Here is a 17,483-nt window from a genome sequence, read left to right on the forward strand (position 1 = left end):
GCAACGAAAACACCAACGGCCTGCTGCGCCAGTACTTCCCCAAAAGCACCGACCTGTCGGTCTACCAGCTCGACTACCTCGACCACGTCGCCGCCAAGCTCAACCGCAGACCCCGCAAGACCCTCGGCTGGAAGACACCGGCACAGGCACTCGACGAACTACTGTCGAACCCACCAAAACCAACCGGTGTTGCATCCACCGCTTGAATCCGCCAGCCTCGAAATGTGGGTGGGCCACCGCTGCACGAACGGTTAGATAGCAAGCGCTCACTTTTTATGTAACACTGGAGCGGTGAGCACCACCTCCGCCCCGCGTCGTACCCAGGCGCAGCGTCGCGAGGGCACGATCAGCGCGCTGCTCGAGGCCACGGTGACGTGCCTGACGGAGCGGGGGTACGCCGCCACCTCGACCGCCGCGGTCTGCGCGGAGGCGGGCGTGAGCCAGGGCGCGCTCTTCCGGCACTTCCCGACCCGGCAGGCGCTGCTGGTCGCGACCGCGGAGCACGTGGCGACCCGCAACGTCGCGGCGTTCCGTGCCACGACCGAGGGTGCGGCGGTCGGGACCATCGACGACGTCGCGGACGTGCTCACCCACCTGCGCGCAGCCGTGCTCTCCCCCACCAACCAGACCTGGCGCGAGCTCCTCGTCGCCGCCCGCGCCGACGCCGGCCTCCGCGAGGCGCTGCTGCCGGCGCGCGAGGTGCTGCACGCGCAGATGCTCGACGTCGCCGCCGACCTGTGGGCCGACCGCCTCTCCGCCGACGACCTCCCGGCCGTCCTCAGCATCGTGGTCAACATGCTCGACGGACTCGCCTTCTCCGCCCTCGACCCCGACCCCGCGGCCGCCCCCGGCCGCACCGCCGAGCGGGCCCTGCGCCTGCTCGCGGAGCTGATCGTCCACCGCTACCCCGAGCAGGAGCCCCGATGACCGAGCCCACCCCCACCGACGGCTTCACCCCCGACGTCATCGTGGTCGGTGCCGGCCTCGCCGGCCTGGTCGCGACCCACGAGCTGGCCCTCGCCGGCAAGCGCGTCCTCGTGCTCGACCAGGAGAACCGCGACAACCTCGGCGGCCAGGCCTGGTGGTCCCTGGGCGGGCTGCTGTTCGTGGACAGCCCCGAGCAGCGCCGGATGGGCATCAAGGACTCCCCCGAGCTGGCCTGGCAGGACTGGCAGGGCTCGGCCCAGTTCGACCGCCTCGGCGACGGCACCGACGGCCCCGGCCGCGGCGAGGACTTCTGGCCGCGGCAGTGGGCGAAGGCCTACGTCGACTTCGCCCACCGGGAGAAGCGCGCCTACCTCCACGACCTCGGCCTCAAGTCGCTCCCCTTCGTCGGCTGGGCCGAGCGCGGCGACGGCCGCGCCACCGGGCACGGCAACTCGGTCCCGCGATTCCACCTGACGTGGGGCACCGGTCCCGAGGTGGTGCGGATCTTCGCCGAGCCCGTCGAACGGGCCGAGGCGCAGGGGCTGGTACGCCTCGTGTTCCGTCACCAGGTCGACGAGCTGGTCGTCGAGGACGGCGTGGTCGTGGGCGTGCGCGGCACCGTGCTGGCCGACGACGACGCCGAGCGGGGCGTGAAGTCGAGCCGCGAGGCTGCCGGCACCTTCGAGCACCGCGCCGCCGCTGTCGTCGTGACGAGTGGCGGCATCGGCCACAACCACGAGCTGATGCGGCGCAACTGGCCCACCGAGCGCGTCGGCGCCGCGCCCGAGCACCTCATCTCCGGCGTGCCCGCCCACGTCGACGGACGGATGCAGGGCATCGCCGAGGACGCCGGCGCGACGATGGTGAACAAGGACCGGATGTGGGCCTACGTCGAGGGCATCCACAACTGGGACCCGGTGTGGCCCGACCACGCGATCCGGATCCTGCCCGGCCCGTCGTCGATGTGGTTCGACGCCACCGGCCGACGGCTCGAGGGCATGTCGGGCGTCCCCGGCGCCGACTCGATCGGCGCGATGAAGCAGATCCTGAGCGTCGGCCACGACTACTCGTGGTTCGTGCTCACCCAGTCGATCATCGAGAAGGAGTTCGCCCTCTCCGGCTCCGAGCAGAACCCCGACATCACCGGCAAGGACCTGAAGTTCCTCGCCCAGAGCCGGCTCGCGAAGGGCGCCCCCGGCCCGGTCGAGGCGTTCAAGGAGCACGGCGTCGACTTCGTCGTGGCCGACACCCTCGCCGAGCTGGTGGCCGGGATGAACGAGCTCGCCCGCGGACCGGAGCTCGACCTCGACGACCTCGAGCGGCACATCGTCGCGCGCGACCGCGAGGTCGACAACGCCTTCACCAAGGACATCCAGGTCATGGCGATCCACAACGCGCGCCGCAGCCGCACCGACAAGCTGATCCGCGTCGCGAAGCCGCACAAGGTCCTCGACCCGGCGCACGGCCCGCTCATCGCCGTCCGCCTCAACATCCTCTCGCGCAAGACGCTCGGCGGGCTCGAGACCGACCTCGACGGCCAGTGCGTGGCCGCCGACGGCACCCGCGTCCCGGGGCTGTACGCCGCGGGCGAGGTCGCCGGGTTCGGCGGCGGCGGCGTGCACGGCTACAACGCGCTCGAGGGGACCTTCCTCGGGGGCTGCATCTTCTCGGGACGAGCCGTCGGGCGGGCGCTCGCGCGCTGATCGGCGCGTCCCGCCGCGCTGTCAGCTCACGGGACCAGGCAGTTCTCGCGTGCGAACGATGTCCTCGGCAATCACGAAGACCTTCTGGTTGCGATGGCTCGACATGCGCTTGAGGTAGTCGATCGCCTGGTCGGAGTCGATGCCGAGGCGCTCCATCAGCATGCCCTGCGCTCGGCCGATGACCAGGCGGCGGCCGAGTGCTGCTCGTAGGTGGTCGATCTCCACCCCCGCCGCTTCGAGCGCCAGGACAAGCCGGTGGTTGTCCTCGATCTCGTCTGCCGCCGCGCTCGGCCTCACAGCCGCGGACCGATCGGTGCCAGCAATCTCAGCGCCTCGTTGATCAGTGTCGTGACCGGCTTGTCGGAGTCGAGCTCCTCCTCGATCCGCCTGCGGTCGAGCCCGTGGAACCAGGCCAGCTGCACGGCGTCGGACTGCGCGTGGGTGAGGCCGGCGGCCAGCAGGGCCGAGTCGTCCATGGAGGTAGCCGGTGCAGGCTGGCCCACAGGGCGCGGCGAGAGGCGACGGGCTCGTACCGCCGTCCGGTGGGCGATGACGACCGTCCAGGCCGTGGCGCTCGAGTGGGACGGGTCGTAGGTCGGCGCGCGGCGCCACGCCTCGACGAACGCTTCGCGGGTGATGCTCTCCGAGGCGACGTCGTCCCGGAGCAGGCACGTGACCATGCCGAAGACGCGTGGTGCGAGGCGGTCGTACAGCTCGGCGAACGCCTCCGTGTCACCGCTGCCGGACCTGACGAGCAGCCGTTCCAGCGGTCCTGCGCGACCGGCATCAGCTTCCGGCGTCGCTCGTGTAGCCACAGGTGCCCTCCCAGACCCCGACTGCGGCATGGTGCCTCGTGCACAAACCACTTGTGCACAAGATACATGCGTAGGGCAGAATGTCGCGCCATGGGGACGATCAAGGCGCCACCGCTGGACGAGCAGCTGTGCTTCGACCTCTACGCCGCATCACGGGCCGTGACCGCGGCCTACCGCCCGGCCCTCACCCAGCTCGGGATCACCTACCCGCAGTACCTCGTGCTGATCGTCCTGTGGGAGCACGAGAGCTGCACCGTCAGTGACCTCGCTGCCCAGCTCCGCCTGGACCACGGGACGCTGACCCCGCTGCTCAAGCGGATGGAGGCGGGAGGCCTCGTCGAGCGCCGCCGCGACAACGCCGACGAGCGCTTCGTCGTCGTGTCGCTGGCCGGCAAGGGCGAGTCCCTGCGTCGGCATGCGGAGGCGATCCACTGCGACATGGTGGATCAGCTCGGACTCGGGAGACAGGAGTTCGCGGAGCTGCAGGAGACCCTGCGGATCCTCACCTCGAGGGTCTCGCCCCCGGCGTGATGAGCGGGGCGAAAGCCTGACGCGGGTCGGGCCAGCAGCGGCAGTGCCGCCCGAGGACCCGACTGGATCGGTTGCTCACTCGAGCTGCTCCAGGCCCACGGCCTCGACCAGCGCTGCGACGTGCTGCTCGAAGAGGTCGCGGGGGTCGCCGAAGGTGTCGGCGCCGTACTGCCCGAACACCTCGAACGACACGCACCCGAAGAGCGCCGCCCAGGCGAAGAGCCCGCGAGCGACGAGACGGTCGGGGGCGGTGAGGCCCACCTGCTTGCGGATGCGCGCCAGGTCGCGGGACAGGCGCCGCGGGGCCAGCGGCGCCTCGTCCAGCGAGATCGCGCCCGCCTGCCAGGCGTCCTCCCACACCTCGACCAGCCGCCCGACGACGCGGGTGCCGGGGCCCGTGGTCTGCTCGGCCGGCGCCTCGTAGCCGGGGACCGGGCTGCCGAAGAGCAGGGCGTACGTCGCAGGCTCGGCCAGCGCCCACGCGCGGGTGGCACGGGCGATGGCGACGACCCGGCCCACGTGGTCGTCGCGGTCGACCGGTTCCAGGGCCGCGTCGACGGCGTCGCCGAGCTCGTCGTAGCCGTCGACCACGAGCAGGGTCAGCAGCTCGTCGCGGCTCGCGACGTAGCGGTAGACCGCCGACGACACCAGCCCGAGGTCGCGGGCGACGGCTCGCAGCGACAGGGCCGCCGCGCCCTCGGTCGCGAGGTGCTCGCGGCCGATCCGGACGATGTCGCGCATCGTCTGGACGCGCGCCCGGGCGCGCGGCGAGAGGTTCGCGGGGGTCTCGGCGGAGGTGTCGGCCATCTGCCCATCCAAGCACAGGTGGCGAGCGGTGATGCCAAATGTGAGCACTGCTCTTGTTTTTTGCCGAGAGGCGAGCCATGATGGTCGAACCGAGAGCACCGCTCTCCCAACCCTCAGGAGCTCCCATGTCCGTCCACGTCGTCACTGGAGCCGGCCCCGTCGGCTCGGCCGTCGCCCAGCAGCTCGCCGACGCGGGCGAGAAGGTCCGACTGCTGACCCGCTCGGGCAGCGGGCCGGCGCACCCGCTCATCGACCGCCGTCGTGTCGACGTCTCCCGGCCCGACGCGCTGGCCCAGGCCCTGGAGGGAGCGGTCGCGGTCCACCACTGCATCCACGGGTCGGCGTACGACGCCCGCGTCTGGCGCGCCGAGCTGCCGCAGGCCGAGCGGGCCGTCCTCGATGCGGCCGGTCGGGTCGGGGCGGTCGTGGTGTTCCCCGAGAGCCTCTACTCCTACGRCCCGGTCGACGGCACGATCACCGAGTCGACGCCGCGCACCGCCACCACCGGCAAGCTCGGGGTCCGCACCGAGCTGCTCGCCCAGCGCGACGCCTCCGTCACCCCGACCGTCAGCGTGGCCGCCTCCGACTTCTACGGCCCGCTGGTGCGCAACGCCCACGCCGGTGAGCGCCTGGTGCCGACCGTCCTGGCCGGGCGCACGATGCGCGTGGTCGGCAGCCCCGACCAGCCGCACTCCTTCACCTACGTCCCCGACCTGGCCGCCGCGATGATCGGCGCCGCCACTCGCCCGGACCTGTGGAACTCGTTCCTCCACGCCCCCACCGCCGCGCCGGTCACCCAGCGGCGGCTCGTGGAGCTGGTCGCCGAGGCGGGCGGCGTGCGCGCCCCCAAGGTGTCCTCGATCCCGGTGCCCGTGCTCGGCGCGGTCGGCCTGGTCTCACGGCAGATGAAGGAGATGGCCGAGACCGGCTACATGTTCGCGAAGCCCTTCGTCATGGACTCGTCCGCCAGCGAGGAAAGGCTCGGGTTCGGACCCACCCCGCTGGCCGACGGCCTGGCCCGGACGGTGGCGTGGTGGCGCGCCCAGGAGGCGGAGGCCGCCTGACGAGCAAGGGCCGCGGGCCGACCGGCGTACGGACGGGTAACCCAGGTCACACGCGTCTCTCGATAGCGTGCGCCCCATGTTCTCCAAGGTGCTCGTCGCCAACCGTGGCGAGATCGCAGTCCGGGCCTTCCGTGCAGCGCGCGAGATCGGCGTGCGCACGGTGGCCGTCTTCCCGCACGAGGACCGCGGGTCCGAGCACCGGATGAAGGCCGAGGAGGCCTACCAGATCGGCGAGGTGGGCCACCCCGTGCGCGCCTACCTCGACCCGCAGGCCATCGTCGACGTCGCGGTCCGCTGCGGCGCGGACGCGATCTACCCCGGCTACGGCTTCCTCTCGGAGAACCCCGCCCTCGCCGAGGCGTGCGCCGCCGCAGGCATCACCTTCATCGGTCCGAGCGCCGAGGTGCTCACCCTCACCGGCAACAAGGCGCGCGCGATCGCCGCGGCCAAGGCCGCCGGCGTACCCGTGCTCGAGTCCGTCCCGCCGTCGACCGACGTCGACGAGCTCGTGCACGCCGCCGAGTCGATCGAGGCACCCCTCTTCGTGAAGGCCGTCGCCGGCGGTGGTGGGCGCGGCATGCGTCGCGTCGACGACCGGGCCGACCTGCGCGAGGCGATCGAGACCTGCATGCGTGAGGCTGAGGGCGCCTTCGGCGACCCGACCGTCTTCATCGAGCAGGCCGTGGTGGACCCCCGCCACATCGAGGTGCAGATCCTCTCCGACGGCACCGGCTCCGAGGACGGGGTCATCCACCTCTACGAGCGCGACTGCTCGGTCCAGCGCCGCCACCAGAAGGTCGTCGAGATCGCCCCCGCGCCGAACCTCGAACCCGAGCTCCGCGACCGCATCTGCGCCGACGCCGTCCGCTTCGCCCGCGAGATCAGCTACAAGAACGCCGGCACCGTCGAGTTCCTCCTCGACCCGTCGGGCAACTACGTCTTCATCGAGATGAACCCGCGCATCCAGGTCGAGCACACCGTGACCGAGGAGGTCACCGGCGTGGACCTCGTGCAGTCGCAGATGCGCATCGCGGCCGGTGCGACCCTCGCCGACCTCGAGCTCACCCAGGACTCCGTCGCCCCGCGCGGCTTCGCGCTGCAGTGCCGGATCACCACCGAGGACCCCGCCAACGGCTTCCGCCCCGACACCGGCCGGATCACGATGTACCGCTCCCCCGGTGGCCCGGGCGTGCGCCTCGACGGCGGTACGACCTACACCGGCGCCGAGATCAGCCCGCACTTCGACTCGATGCTCGCCAAGCTCACCTGTCGCGGCCGCTCCTTCGAGGCAGCCGTGCAGAAGGCCCGCCGCGCGCTCCTGGAGTTCCGCATCCGCGGCGTCTCGACCAACGTCGGCTTCCTCCAGGCCGTGCTCGCCGACCCCGACTTCGCGGCCGGCGGCGTGACGACCTCGTTCATCGAGGACCACCCGCAGCTGCTCAAGGCGCAGTTCGGCGGCGACCGCGCCACCCGCCTGCTGGACTTCCTCGCCGACGTCACCGTGAACCAGCCCCACGGCACCGCGCCGGTCTCGGTGTCGCCGGTCAGCAAGCTTCCCCGGCTCGACCGCTCGCAGCCGGTGCCCGACGGCACCCGCCAGCTGTTGCGCGAGATCGGCCCGGAGGAGTTCGCCCGCCGGCTGCGCGCGGCGAAGACCGTCGCCGTCACCGACACGACGTTCCGCGACGCCCACCAGTCGCTGCTCGCGACCCGCGTGCGCACCCGCGACCTCCTCGCCGTGGCCGACCACGTGGCCCGTACGACGCCGCAGCTGTGGTCGGTCGAGTGCTGGGGCGGGGCGACGTACGACGTGGCACTCCGCTTCCTCAACGAGGACCCGTGGGAGCGGCTCGCCGCCCTCCGCGAGGCGATCCCCAACATCGGCCTCCAGATGCTGCTCCGTGGCCGCAACACCGTCGGCTACACGCCGTACCCCACCGAGGTCACCGAGGCCTTCGTCCAGGAGGCCGCCGAGACCGGCATCGACGTGTTCCGCGTCTTCGACGCCCTCAACGACGTCTCCCAGATGCGCCCGGCCATCGACGCCGTCCGCGCCACCGGCACGTCGGTCGCCGAGGTCGCGCTCTGCTACACCGGCGACCTGTCCTCGCCGGGCGAGAAGCTCTACACGCTCGACTACTACCTCGGCCTCGCCGACCAGATCGTCGAGGCCGGCGCGCACGTGCTGGCGATCAAGGACATGGCCGGCCTGCTCCGCGCCCCCGCAGCCCGCACGCTGGTGACGGCACTGCGCGAGCGCTTCGACCTGCCGGTCCACCTGCACACCCACGACACCCCCGGCGGCCAGCTCGCCACGCTGCTCGCGGCGATCGACGCCGGGGTCGACGCCRTCGACGCCGCCTCCGCCTCGATGGCCGGCGGAACCTCGCAGCCCGCGCTCTCCGCGCTCGTCTCCGCGACCGACCACTCCGAGCGCGAGACCGGGCTCTCGCTCGCCGCGGTCAACGCGATGGAGCCCTACTGGGAGGCCGTCCGACGCGTCTACGCGCCGTTCGAGTCGGGCCTGCCCGCGCCCACCGGTCGGGTCTACCGCCACGAGATCCCCGGCGGCCAGCTCTCCAACCTGCGCCAGCAGGCGATCGCGCTCGGCCTGGGCGAGAGGTTCGAGCAGGTCGAGGACATGTACGCCGCGGCCAACGACATCCTCGGCAACGTCGTGAAGGTGACCCCGTCGTCCAAGGTCGTCGGCGACCTCGCGCTCGCGCTCGTCGCTGCCAAGGCCGACCCTGCCGCGTTCGAGGCGGACCCGGCGTCGTACGACGTCCCGGACTCCGTGATCGGCTTCCTCAGCGGCGAGCTGGGCGACCCGCCCGGCGGCTGGCCCGAGCCGTTCCGCAGCAAGGCGCTGGCCGGGAAGACCTGGAAGCAGCCGGCTGAGACCCTGACCGCCGAGCAGCAGGCCAGCCTGGCGTCCCCCGAGGCGGCAGAGCGCCGCGCGACGCTCAACGAGCTGCTCTTCCCCGGTCCGACGGCCGCCTTCCACGAGTCGCGGGAGAAGTACGGCGACCTGTCGGGCGTCTCGACGATCGACTACCTCTACGGCTTGCGCCGTGGCGAGGAGCACCAGGTCCGCGTCCGCGAGGGCCGCGAGATGATCTTCGGGCTCGAGGCGATCAGCGAGCCCGACGAGCGCGGCTTCCGCAACGTGATGGCGACCGTGGACGGCCAGCTGCGTCCTGTGCAGGTGCGCGACCGCAGCATCTCCGCCGACGTCGCGTCCGCCGAGAAGGCCGACCCGTCCATCAGCGGTCATGTCGCCGCGCCCTACGACGGCGCGGTCACCGTGACCGTCGCCGAGGGTGACTCCGTCGAGGCCGGCCAGACCGTCGCGACGATCGAGGCGATGAAGATGGAGGCCTCGATCACCGCCCCGGTCGCGGGCACGGTCCAGCGGCTCGCGATGCCGTCCACGAAGGCCGCCGAGGGTGGCGACCTGGTGCTGGTGATCAGCCCTCGTTGAGGACGACCACGTCGGGGTCGGGCTCGGCGTACTCCGTGATCTCCTCGGGGTCCTCCCCCGTCACCTGCCGGAACACCTCGGTGGCGACGGCTCGCATGCCGTTGATCTTCGGGTGGAACGGCGCCGCGATGCCTGCGCGGAACCGCGGGCCGTTGACCCACGCCCGGCCCTTGGCGCAGACGTCGTGGCCGTCGGAGACCGCGGCCATGTCGACGTACGACGCTCCTGCCGCCCGGGCGCCGCGGCGGATCGAGGCGTTGAGCATGTCGGCGACCTCGGTCACCGGCGCCAGCACCTCGGCCGGGACGCCGACGGCGCGGCAGGTGCCCTCCGTGGGCAGGATGTCGGGGTAGCCGACGACGAGGACCTCGGCGTCGGGAGCGACCTTCGCGATGCGCCGGACAGCCTCCTTGACCCGACCGGCGACCTTGCCGGTGTCGGCGCGCAGCTGGTCGACCGGGCAGGCGACCGCCGGTCCGCGCTGGCACTGGATGAGCGAGTCGTAGATGCCGAAGTCGTTGCCGCCGATGCCGAGGGTGACAAGGTCGGTCTCGGCGGACAGCGCGTCGACCTGCGGCCCGGTGGTGTTGCCGTCGAACATCACCATCGGCGCGTGGAGATCCCGGGTCGTGGCGGCCGAGCAGGTCACGTCGGTGTAGCTGGCGACGTCGAGCCAGTCGGCCAGGAACGCCGGGTAGTTGTCCTTGGAGCGCGCACAGCCCTGGGGGTCGGTTCGCATCGTGCCGATGAACGGTCCGGCCGAGAACGAGTCGCCCATCGCGACGTAGTCGATCCGGGTCGTCACCTCGGTGTCGACGACGGGGTCGGGCAGGTCGGCGTCGCCGTCGCCGGCTGCCTGGCCGGACTCGCAGGCGGACGCGGCGAGAGCGAGGGCGGCGACTGCTGCCGCCAGCCTGAGTCGTCGGGTCACTGGCGCGCGGGGCCCTTCTGTCGCGGGATGACGCTGAACGTGAACCAGTCGGAGTAGAGGCCGAGGTAGGAGCGGGCGTCGTCGCCGCTCACGGCGGCCCGGCCGCCGGTGAAGATGAACGCCATGTTGGTGACGCGTCCGCCCCACTCGCCGTTGCCGTCGCGCGTGACGACCTCGATGCCGGTGAGGTCGCCCAGGTCGGGCCAGTGCTTCTCGACCTGCGTGTCGTCGATGGTGGTGGTCCACGTGGAGTAGGTCGGGTTGACCAGGCCGTCGTAGGGGTCGGGCTGCGCCACGAGGTAGGGCATGGAGCCGGCCGAGGAGAACCCGCCGTTGCTGGCGGAGAACTGCGTGAACGCCGGTCGTCCGTCGTAGTAGAGACCCTGACCGGCCGTGGCCTTGATGGCCGCGGTCGCCGCCGGGTGCTCGACGTCCGCTCCGCCGTAGACCTGGCACTGCGTGGTGTCGCAGAGGTCGTAGTGGGAGGCGTTGGGGTGCGAGCGCTCGAACGCTGCGTAGGTGCGCGCCGCGACCGACTGGGCGCTGACCGCCGCCGGGGTCCACAGCGCGGGGACCTCCTGCGGCACGACGCCGCGCAGGTAGGACTCCATGCCGACCCGGTTGACGGTCTGGCGCTTGCCGCCCAGGCGCGGGGCCACGGACTGCAGGGTGCCGCGGTAGTCACGTCGGGCGCCGGGCAGCACGAGGGTCAGGCGGCCGTCGGCGGCGCTGAACTCCGCCTCGCCGGGGACCTTCTTCCAGGTGCGCCACGAGCCGCCCTTCGTCCACTGGACGGCGGTGTCGCGGCCGGCGGCGACGAGGCGCCACTTGCGCGCGTTGTTGGACGGCACGCGCCAGGTGCGCGAGCGACCCACCTTGCCGACCTTGAGCCCGCGCTCGGCCGCGACCTGCACGTCGCGCCCCGTGTCGGCGGTGATGAGCACGCGGAGCTTGCCGCGGACCGCTCCCCAGGTGGTGCCGGGGTAGTAGAACTCGTTGATCTGCTGCCAGGTCAGGCCCTGCTGGGCCGCGCCCAGCGCGCCGTACTGGGACATGCCGTTGCCGTGGCCGAAGCCGTGGCCGGTGATGGTGATCGCGCTGCTGCCGGGGACGGTCCAGGCCTCGACTTTCTGGCGCGGCTCGGCCCCCGACGCCTCGGTCGCCGACGCGGGCAGGGCAGGGAGCAGCAGCGCACTCGCGGCGAGCGCGATCGGCAGCAGGCGGGAACGGGTCATCATGTGGTCTCTCCCCCGAGAACGGACGACGAACCTCCGAGGTTACAGGCGGTCCGGGCGTTCGGGGGCAGGGACCGCCAGATCAGCACGAGGCGCGGGCCGCCGGTCCCGGGCCGGGACTGTCGCACCGGCCTGTGACACTGGACGGGTGCCCGAGGGAGACAGCGTGTGGAAGCTCGCCCGCCGGCTGGACCGCCAGCTCGTGGGCCACACGGTGGAGCGCTCCGACTTCCGCACTCCCGCGCTCGCCACGCGCGACCTGTCGGGCCGCGAGGTCGTCGGGCACGACACCCACGGCAAGCACCTGCTGACGCGCTTCTCCGCAGCCGTGGGCTCGGCGCCGGCCACGCTCCACAGCCACCTCCGCATGGACGGCTCGTGGTCGACCCTGGCGCCGGGCAAGCGGCTGCCCGGCAAGCTGCAGCCGCACGTCCGGCTGGTGTGGTCCCTGGACGACGGGCGCACCGTCCACGGCATCCGGCTGCACGACCTCGCCCTCGTGCCGACCGATCGCGAGGCCGATCTGGTCGGCCACCTCGGTCCCGACCCGCTCCGTGACGACTGGGACGCCGAGGAGGCGGTCAGCCGCCTGCTCGCCGCGCCGACCACGCCGCTGGTGACCGCGCTGCTCGACCAGCGGTCGCTCGCCGGCCTCGGCAACCTCTGGGCCAACGAGCTCGCCTTCCTCAGCGGCGTGAGCCCGTGGACGCCGGTCGGCGAGGTCGACGTGCCCCACCTCGTCGAGCGCGCCGCCACGATGCTGCGCCACTCGGCGCGCGTGCCGGGCGCCTACCAGGTGACCACCGGTTCACCGGTGAAGGGCGACGACCACTGGATCACCGGCCGCCAGCGGCAGGGCTGCCGCCGGTGCGGAGGCCCGGTCAGTGTGCAGACCGAGGTCCCGGGAGACGCCGCCAACCGCCGCACGTGGTGGTGCAGGTCGTGCCAGCCCGGCCCGGGCCCGGAGGCCCGCGTCGGCGACGGACCCGGGATCAGACGTGGTGCAGGCGCCGGGCGGCCTCGGCGATCGACCCGCTCATCGACGGGTAGACGGTGAACGCGTGGGCGAGCTGGTCGGCGGTCAGCGACTCCGCGACCGCGACCGACACCGGGTGGATGAGCTCGGAGGCCCGCGGCCCGACGACCACTCCCCCGACCACGATGCCGGTGCCCGGACGGCAGAAGAGCTTCACGAAGCCGTCGCGCACGCCCTGCATCTTGGCGCGGGCGTTGCCGGCCAGCGGCAGGGTGACGACCTCGGCCTCGATCTCGCCGGCGTCGACGGCCTGCTGCGACCAGCCGACGGTGGCGATCTCCGGGGAGGTGAAGACGTTGGACGACACCTTCTTGAGGTCCAGCGGAGCGACCGCGTCGCCGAGGAAGTGCCACATCGCGATCCGGCCCTGCATCGCCGCCACCGAGGCCAGCATCAGCACGCCCGTGCAGTCGCCGGCGGAGTAGATACCGCGCGCCGAGGTGCGCGAGACGCGGTCGACGGTGATGAAGCCGCCGTCGTCCACGGCCACGCCCGCCTCCTCCAGGCCGAGGTCGGCGGTGTTGGGCACGGAGCCGAGCGCGAGGATGCAGTGGCTTCCGGTGACCGTGCGGCCGTCGGTGAGGGTCACCGTCACTTCGTCGCCCTCGCGGGTCACCGACTGCATGCGTGAGCGGCTGAGCACCTTCATCCCGCGGCGGGTGGCCACGTCCTCCAGCACCGCCGACGCGTCGGCGTCCTCGCCGGGCAGCACCCGGTCGCGGCTGCTGACGAGCGTCACGTCGATGCCGAGCGACAGGTAGGCGCTGGCGAACTCGGCGCCGGTGACGCCCGAGCCGACAACGACCAGCTTCTCCGGCACCTCGGTCAGGTCGTAGACCTGCTCCCAGGTGAGGATCCGCTCACCGTCGGGCTGGGCGCTCGGCAGCGTGCGGGGCGCCGCGCCGGTCGCGACGATGACCGCGTCGGCCTGCAGGGTCTCCTCGCCGTCGGCGGTCGTGGCGACGACGGTGAGGTCCGGCCCGAGGCGGCCGCGACCGGTCACGACGCGTACGCCATCGCGCTCGAGGCGGGCCGCGATGTCGGTCGACTGGTCGGCCGCGAGCTGCTTGACGCGGGCGTTGACCCGAGCCAGGTCGACGCTGATGGTCGTCGCCGCGTCGCCCTGGTGGTCGTGGAAGTTGACCCCGAGCTCCTGCGCCGTCGACATGTCGGTCATCAGCTCGGCAGTGGCGATCAGCGTCTTGCTCGGCACGCAGTCGGTCAGCACCGCCGAGCCACCGACGCCGTCGGTGTCGACGACGGTGACCTCCGCGCCCAGCTGCGCGGCCACGTGGGCGGCCTCGTAGCCGCCCGGACCGCCGCCGATGATGACGATGTGGTCGGTCATCAGAGGTTGATCATGTGCCCGGCGATGCCGTGGACGGCCTCCTTGACCGCCTCACCGAGCGTCGGGTGGGCGAAGACGTTGCGGGCCACCTCGTCGGCGGTGAGGTCCCACTTCTGGGCCAGCGTCATGACCGGCAGCAGCTCGGTGACGTCGGGGCCGATCATGTGGGTGCCGATGATCTCGTTGTGCTCGGCGTCGGCGACGACCTTCACGAAGCCGACGGCCTCGCCGAGGCCCATCGCCTTGCCGTTGGCGGTGAAGGGGAACGTCGCCGTCTTGACGTCGTAGCCCTTCTCCTTGGCCTGGGCCTCGCTGTAGCCGAACGAGCCGATCTGCGGCATGCAGTAGGTCGCGCGCGGCACGAAGTCGTACTCGACCGGCATCGTCTCGGCGCCGTTGATCGTCTCGGCGGCCACGATGCCCATCGCCTCGGCGACGTGGGCGAGCATCATCTTCCCGGTGCAGTCACCGATGGCGTAGACGTTGTCGACGTTGGTGCGCATGTAGTCGTCGATCTCGATCGCGCCGCGCTCGGAGACCGCGACGCCGATGTCCTCGAGGCCGAAGCCCGTGACCCGCGGGGCGAAGCCGAAGGCGGCGAGGAACTTGTCGGCCTCGATCACCTGCTCGTCGCCACCCGCAGCCGGCGCGATCGTGACCTTGACGCCCGAGCCGGTGTCCTCGACCTTCTTGACCGCCGTGGAGGTGAGCACCTTCACGCCGAGCTTCTTGTAGTGCTTGAGGAGCTCCTTGGAGATGTCGGCGTCCTCGGTGGGGACCATCCGGTCGAGGAACTCGACGATCGTGACATCGACGCCGAAGTTGGCCATCACGTAGGCGAACTCGACGCCGATCGCGCCGGAGCCGCCGATGACGATCGAGCCGGGCAGCTCGTCGGTGAGGATCTGCTCCTCGTAGGTCACCACGTTGTCGCTCAGCTCGACGCCGGGCACCAGGCGCACGGTGGCGCCGGTGGCGAGGATCAGGTTGTCGAAGGTGTAGCCGGTGGTCTGGCCGTCACCGTCCTTGACGTCGATCCCGGTCGCGCTGGTCAGGGTGCCCCAGCCGTCGATCTCGGTGATCTTGTTCTTCTTCATCAGGAAGTGGACGCCCTTGACGATGCCGGCGCTCACGTCGCGGCTGCGCTTGTGGGTCGGGCCGAAGGACATCGTGACGTCGCCCTCGATGCCGAACTTCGCCTTCTCGTGCTGGAGCGTGTGCGCCAGCTCGGCGTTCTTGAGCAGGGCCTTCGACGGGATGCAGCCGACGTTGAGGCAGACACCTCCCCAGTACTTGGCCTCCACCACGGCCACCTTCTGGCCGAGCTGGGAGGCGCGGATCGCGGCGACGTAGCCACCGGGGCCGGCGCCGAGGACGAGGGTGTCGAAGTGGGTGTCGGTCACGCGCCCAGCCTAGTTGTCCGCCGCGCAGGGGGAACACCCGAGGTCGTGGCTCGATACTGTGTCGCCCGTGACGCTGTACGCCGCCTACGGGACGAACCTCGATCCCGCCCGCATGGGTGAGCGCTGCCCCCACTCGATCCTCCACTCCACCGGCTGGCTGACGGGCTGGCGGCTGACGTTCGGGGGCGAGGAGCACGGCTGGGACGGTGCCCTGTCGACGATCGTGCAGGACCCGTTCGAGCAGGTCTTCGTGGCGGTCTACGACGTCACGCCCGAGGACGAGCGCTCGCTCGACGGCTGGGAGGCCGCCGACACCGGCCTCTACCGCAAGACCAAGGTGCGGGTGCAGACGCTGACCGGTGAGCTCGTCGTGTGGGCCTACGTCCTCGACGCCTACGAGGGGGGCCTGCCCTCGGCGTCCTACCTCGGGGTCCTCGCCGACGCGGCCGACGCCGCCGGTGCGCCCGAGGACTACGTCGCGGCCCTCCGCCGCCGCGCCTGCCGGTCCACCGGACTCTGAGCACCACGCCCGGAGCTTCGGCGACAGGTCCGTCTAGAGTTCCCGGCGTGACCCACGCAGCCTCCGTCCCCACGCCCTACGAGAGCGCCGCCGAGGCGGCCGCCCGGCTCGCCGAGCTGACCGGCGTCGAGCGCCACGACATCGCCCTGGTGCTGGGCTCGGGCTGGCTCCCGGCCGTGGACGCGCTCGGCGAGGCGACCGCCGAGATCGACACGACCGACCTCCCCGGCTTCAGCGCCGCCGCCGTCGCGGGCCACAGCGGCAAGATCCGCTCCATCAGGAGCGGCGACAAGAACCTCCTGGTCTTCCTCTCGCGCACCCACTTCTACGAGGGCAAGGGCGTCGCGGCGGTCGTGCACCCGGTGCGTACGGCGGCCGCTGCCGGCTGCTCGGCCATCGTCCTCACCAACGGGTGCGGCGGCCTCAAGCAGGGGTGGCAGCCCGGCCAGCCGGTGCTGATCTCCGACCACATCAACCTCACCGGCACGAGCCCGATCGTCGGTGCGAACTTCGTGGACCTGACCGACCTCTACAGCCCGCGCCTGCGCGCGATGTGCAAGGAGGTCGACGACTCCCTCGACGAGGGCGTCTACGTGCAGTTCCCCGGCCCCCACTACGAGACGCCCGCCGAGGTCCGGATGGCCGGCATCATGGGCGGCCACCTCGTCGGCATGAGCACCACGCTGGAGGCGATCGCCGCCCGCGAGGCCGGCATGGAGGTCCTCGGGATCAGCTTGGTCACCAACCTCGCCGCCGGCCTGAGCGGCGAACCGCTCAACCACGAGGAGGTCCTCGTGGCGGGTCGCTCCGCGGCCAGCCGGATGGGCGGCCTGCTGAGCCAGGTCGTGACGAGGATCTGACGATGCGCGTCCTGGTCACCGGCGCCGCCGGCAGCATCGGCCGGGTGGTCACCACCGGCCTGGCCGCCTCCGGCCACGACGTGGTGGGCCTCGACCTGGTCCCGCCGCCCGATGGCACGCCCTTCACGTGGCACGAGGCCGACTGCGCCGACGGCGACGCCGTCGAGGCGGTCTTCGCCGAGGAGCGGCTCGACGCCGTCGTGCACCTCGCGGGCATCCCCGACGAGGCGTCGCTGCCCGACGAGCTCACCTCCCACGTCGTGACGACCGCTGCCCTCCTCGACGCGATGGTGGCCCACGACGTGCCGCGCATCGTCTACGCCTCCTCCAACCACGCCGTCGGCCGCACGCCGCGCGCGGACGGCACCCTGACCGAGCAGGCCCTGCCCCGCGCCGACACCTACTACGGCGTCGCCAAGGTCGCGGCCGAGGCGCTCCTGCACCTCTTCGCCGACCGCCACGGCATCGACGCCGTCGCGTGCCGGATCGGCTCGTTCCTCGAGGAGCCCGCCAGCGTGCGCGGCCTGTCGACCTGGCTCTCCCACGGTGACTGCGTCCGGATGGTCGAGGCGGCGCTGAGCACGCCCGCTCCGGGCTACGCCGTGCTCTACGGCATCAGTGCCAACACCCGCGCGTGGTGGGACCTCGAGCCGGGTCGCCGGCTGGGCTACGAGCCGCAGGACGACGCCGAGACGTACGCCGACCGGGTCGCGCCCGGCCCGCACGACGACGTGGAGGCCGAGTTCGTCGGCGGCCCGTTCGCGACGGCGCAGTTCCACCGTCCCGCCCTGGGTGCTTGACTTCGAGCACGCTCCAAGTCCG

17 protein-coding genes are annotated in these 17,483 nt (G+C 72.0%); 10 read left to right on the top strand and 7 right to left on the bottom strand.

The window, feature by feature from the left end:
• The 3 genes from AC1DP1_RS09105 to AC1DP1_RS09115 all read left to right on the top strand — a co-directional run.
• On the top strand, positions 1-206 hold a 206-nt coding region (locus tag AC1DP1_RS09105), incomplete at its 5' end, for a transposase (RefSeq protein WP_477506594.1).
• Positions 207-291: 85 nt separating this feature from the next.
• Positions 292-927, top strand: coding sequence for a TetR/AcrR family transcriptional regulator (locus tag AC1DP1_RS09110; protein WP_477506595.1), 636 nt, complete (start codon positions 292-294; stop codon positions 925-927).
• The gene (locus AC1DP1_RS09115; RefSeq protein WP_477506596.1) at positions 924-2,630 is read left to right on the top strand and encodes an FAD-binding dehydrogenase; all 1,707 of its coding nucleotides are present in this window, start codon (positions 924-926) and stop codon (positions 2,628-2,630) included. Before AC1DP1_RS09110 ends, AC1DP1_RS09115 begins: the two co-directional genes overlap by 4 nt.
• A 21-nt stretch (positions 2,631-2,651) precedes the next feature.
• On the opposite strand, the gene AC1DP1_RS09120 is transcribed toward AC1DP1_RS09115, so the two are convergent.
• Positions 2,652-2,927, bottom strand: a complete 276-nt coding sequence (locus tag AC1DP1_RS09120; RefSeq protein WP_477506597.1) for an ANTAR domain-containing protein — start codon at positions 2,925-2,927, stop codon at positions 2,652-2,654.
• Complete coding sequence (locus tag AC1DP1_RS09125) at positions 2,924-3,445, bottom strand: sigma factor (RefSeq protein WP_477506598.1); 522 nt, start codon at positions 3,443-3,445, stop codon at positions 2,924-2,926. The genes AC1DP1_RS09120 and AC1DP1_RS09125 overlap by 4 nt, the downstream gene beginning before the upstream one ends.
• 90 nt (positions 3,446-3,535) lie before the next feature.
• Here AC1DP1_RS09125 and AC1DP1_RS09130 point away from each other — a divergent pair, with 90 nt between their 5' ends.
• A complete protein-coding gene (locus AC1DP1_RS09130; RefSeq protein WP_477506599.1) occupies positions 3,536-3,976 on the top strand; it encodes a MarR family winged helix-turn-helix transcriptional regulator in 441 nt (146 codons plus the stop codon).
• 75 nt (positions 3,977-4,051) lie between these two features.
• Here the strand turns inward: AC1DP1_RS09130 and AC1DP1_RS09135 are convergent, their stop codons facing one another.
• On the bottom strand, positions 4,052-4,783 hold the full coding sequence (locus AC1DP1_RS09135) for a TetR/AcrR family transcriptional regulator (RefSeq protein ID WP_477506600.1): 732 nt from the start codon (positions 4,781-4,783) through the stop codon (positions 4,052-4,054).
• Between the two features lie 125 nt (positions 4,784-4,908).
• Here AC1DP1_RS09135 and AC1DP1_RS09140 point away from each other — a divergent pair, with 125 nt between their 5' ends.
• Together AC1DP1_RS09140 and AC1DP1_RS09145 are read left to right on the top strand one after the other, a co-directional pair.
• Positions 4,909-5,847 (top strand): NAD-dependent epimerase/dehydratase family protein, encoded by a 939-nt coding sequence (locus AC1DP1_RS09140; RefSeq protein ID WP_477506601.1) that lies wholly within the window; start codon positions 4,909-4,911, stop codon positions 5,845-5,847.
• A 76-nt stretch (positions 5,848-5,923) separates the two neighbouring features.
• Entirely contained in the window at positions 5,924-9,328 is a 3,405-nt protein-coding gene (locus AC1DP1_RS09145) for a pyruvate carboxylase (protein WP_477506602.1), read from the top strand.
• On the opposite strand, the gene AC1DP1_RS09150 is transcribed toward AC1DP1_RS09145, so the two are convergent.
• Together AC1DP1_RS09150 and AC1DP1_RS09155 are read right to left on the bottom strand one after the other, a co-directional pair.
• Entirely contained in the window at positions 9,315-10,259 is a 945-nt protein-coding gene (locus tag AC1DP1_RS09150) for an SGNH/GDSL hydrolase family protein (protein ID WP_477506603.1), read from the bottom strand. The genes AC1DP1_RS09145 and AC1DP1_RS09150 overlap by 14 nt on opposite strands.
• Positions 10,256-11,497 (bottom strand): SpoIID/LytB domain-containing protein, encoded by a 1,242-nt coding sequence (locus tag AC1DP1_RS09155; protein ID WP_477506604.1) that lies wholly within the window; start codon positions 11,495-11,497, stop codon positions 10,256-10,258. The genes AC1DP1_RS09150 and AC1DP1_RS09155 overlap by 4 nt, the downstream gene beginning before the upstream one ends.
• A 145-nt stretch (positions 11,498-11,642) precedes the next feature.
• On the opposite strand from AC1DP1_RS09155, the gene AC1DP1_RS09160 reads away from it, so the two are divergent.
• Positions 11,643-12,551 (top strand): DNA-formamidopyrimidine glycosylase family protein, encoded by a 909-nt coding sequence (locus AC1DP1_RS09160; protein ID WP_477506605.1) that lies wholly within the window; start codon positions 11,643-11,645, stop codon positions 12,549-12,551.
• On the opposite strand, the gene AC1DP1_RS09165 is transcribed toward AC1DP1_RS09160, so the two are convergent.
• Positions 12,487-13,878, bottom strand: a complete 1,392-nt coding sequence (locus AC1DP1_RS09165) for an NAD(P)H-quinone dehydrogenase (RefSeq protein WP_477506606.1) — start codon at positions 13,876-13,878, stop codon at positions 12,487-12,489. The genes AC1DP1_RS09160 and AC1DP1_RS09165 overlap by 65 nt on opposite strands.
• Positions 13,878-15,281, bottom strand: coding sequence for a dihydrolipoyl dehydrogenase (gene lpdA / locus AC1DP1_RS09170; protein WP_477506607.1), 1,404 nt, complete (start codon positions 15,279-15,281; stop codon positions 13,878-13,880). Before lpdA ends, AC1DP1_RS09165 begins: the two co-directional genes overlap by 1 nt.
• Positions 15,282-15,348: 67 nt before the next feature.
• Between lpdA and AC1DP1_RS09175 the strand changes: the two genes are divergently transcribed.
• Genes AC1DP1_RS09175 through AC1DP1_RS09185 form a run of 3 tightly spaced genes read left to right on the top strand, consistent with a single transcriptional unit; the run spans position 15,349 to position 17,461 of the window.
• Positions 15,349-15,801 (top strand): gamma-glutamylcyclotransferase family protein, encoded by a 453-nt coding sequence (locus AC1DP1_RS09175; RefSeq protein ID WP_268110135.1) that lies wholly within the window; start codon positions 15,349-15,351, stop codon positions 15,799-15,801.
• Positions 15,802-15,848: 47 nt separating this feature from the next.
• A complete protein-coding gene (locus AC1DP1_RS09180) occupies positions 15,849-16,661 on the top strand; it encodes a purine-nucleoside phosphorylase (RefSeq protein WP_191194851.1) in 813 nt (270 codons plus the stop codon).
• A gap of 2 nt (positions 16,662-16,663) precedes the next feature.
• A complete protein-coding gene (locus AC1DP1_RS09185; protein ID WP_477506608.1) occupies positions 16,664-17,461 on the top strand; it encodes an NAD-dependent epimerase/dehydratase family protein in 798 nt (265 codons plus the stop codon).
• Positions 17,462-17,483: the final 22 nt, after the last annotated feature.

It is taken from the genome of Nocardioides sp. P4_G10 (genome assembly GCF_056401175.1).

Excerpts from the sequence above, each read along its gene's own strand:
- AC1DP1_RS09115 (WP_477506596.1), top strand. The coding sequence starts at position 924 with ATGACCGAGCCCACCCCCACCGACGGCTTCACCCCCGACGTCATCGTG.
- AC1DP1_RS09130 (WP_477506599.1), top strand. The coding sequence starts at position 3,536 with ATGGGGACGATCAAGGCGCCACCGCTGGACGAGCAGCTGTGCTTCGAC.
- AC1DP1_RS09135 (WP_477506600.1), bottom strand. The coding sequence starts at position 4,783 with ATGGCCGACACCTCCGCCGAGACCCCCGCGAACCTCTCGCCGCGCGCC.
- AC1DP1_RS09155 (WP_477506604.1), bottom strand. The coding sequence starts at position 11,497 with ATGATGACCCGTTCCCGCCTGCTGCCGATCGCGCTCGCCGCGAGTGCG.
- AC1DP1_RS09165 (WP_477506606.1), bottom strand. The coding sequence starts at position 13,878 with ATGACCGACCACATCGTCATCATCGGCGGCGGTCCGGGCGGCTACGAG.
- AC1DP1_RS09185 (WP_477506608.1), top strand. The coding sequence starts at position 16,664 with ATGCGCGTCCTGGTCACCGGCGCCGCCGGCAGCATCGGCCGGGTGGTC.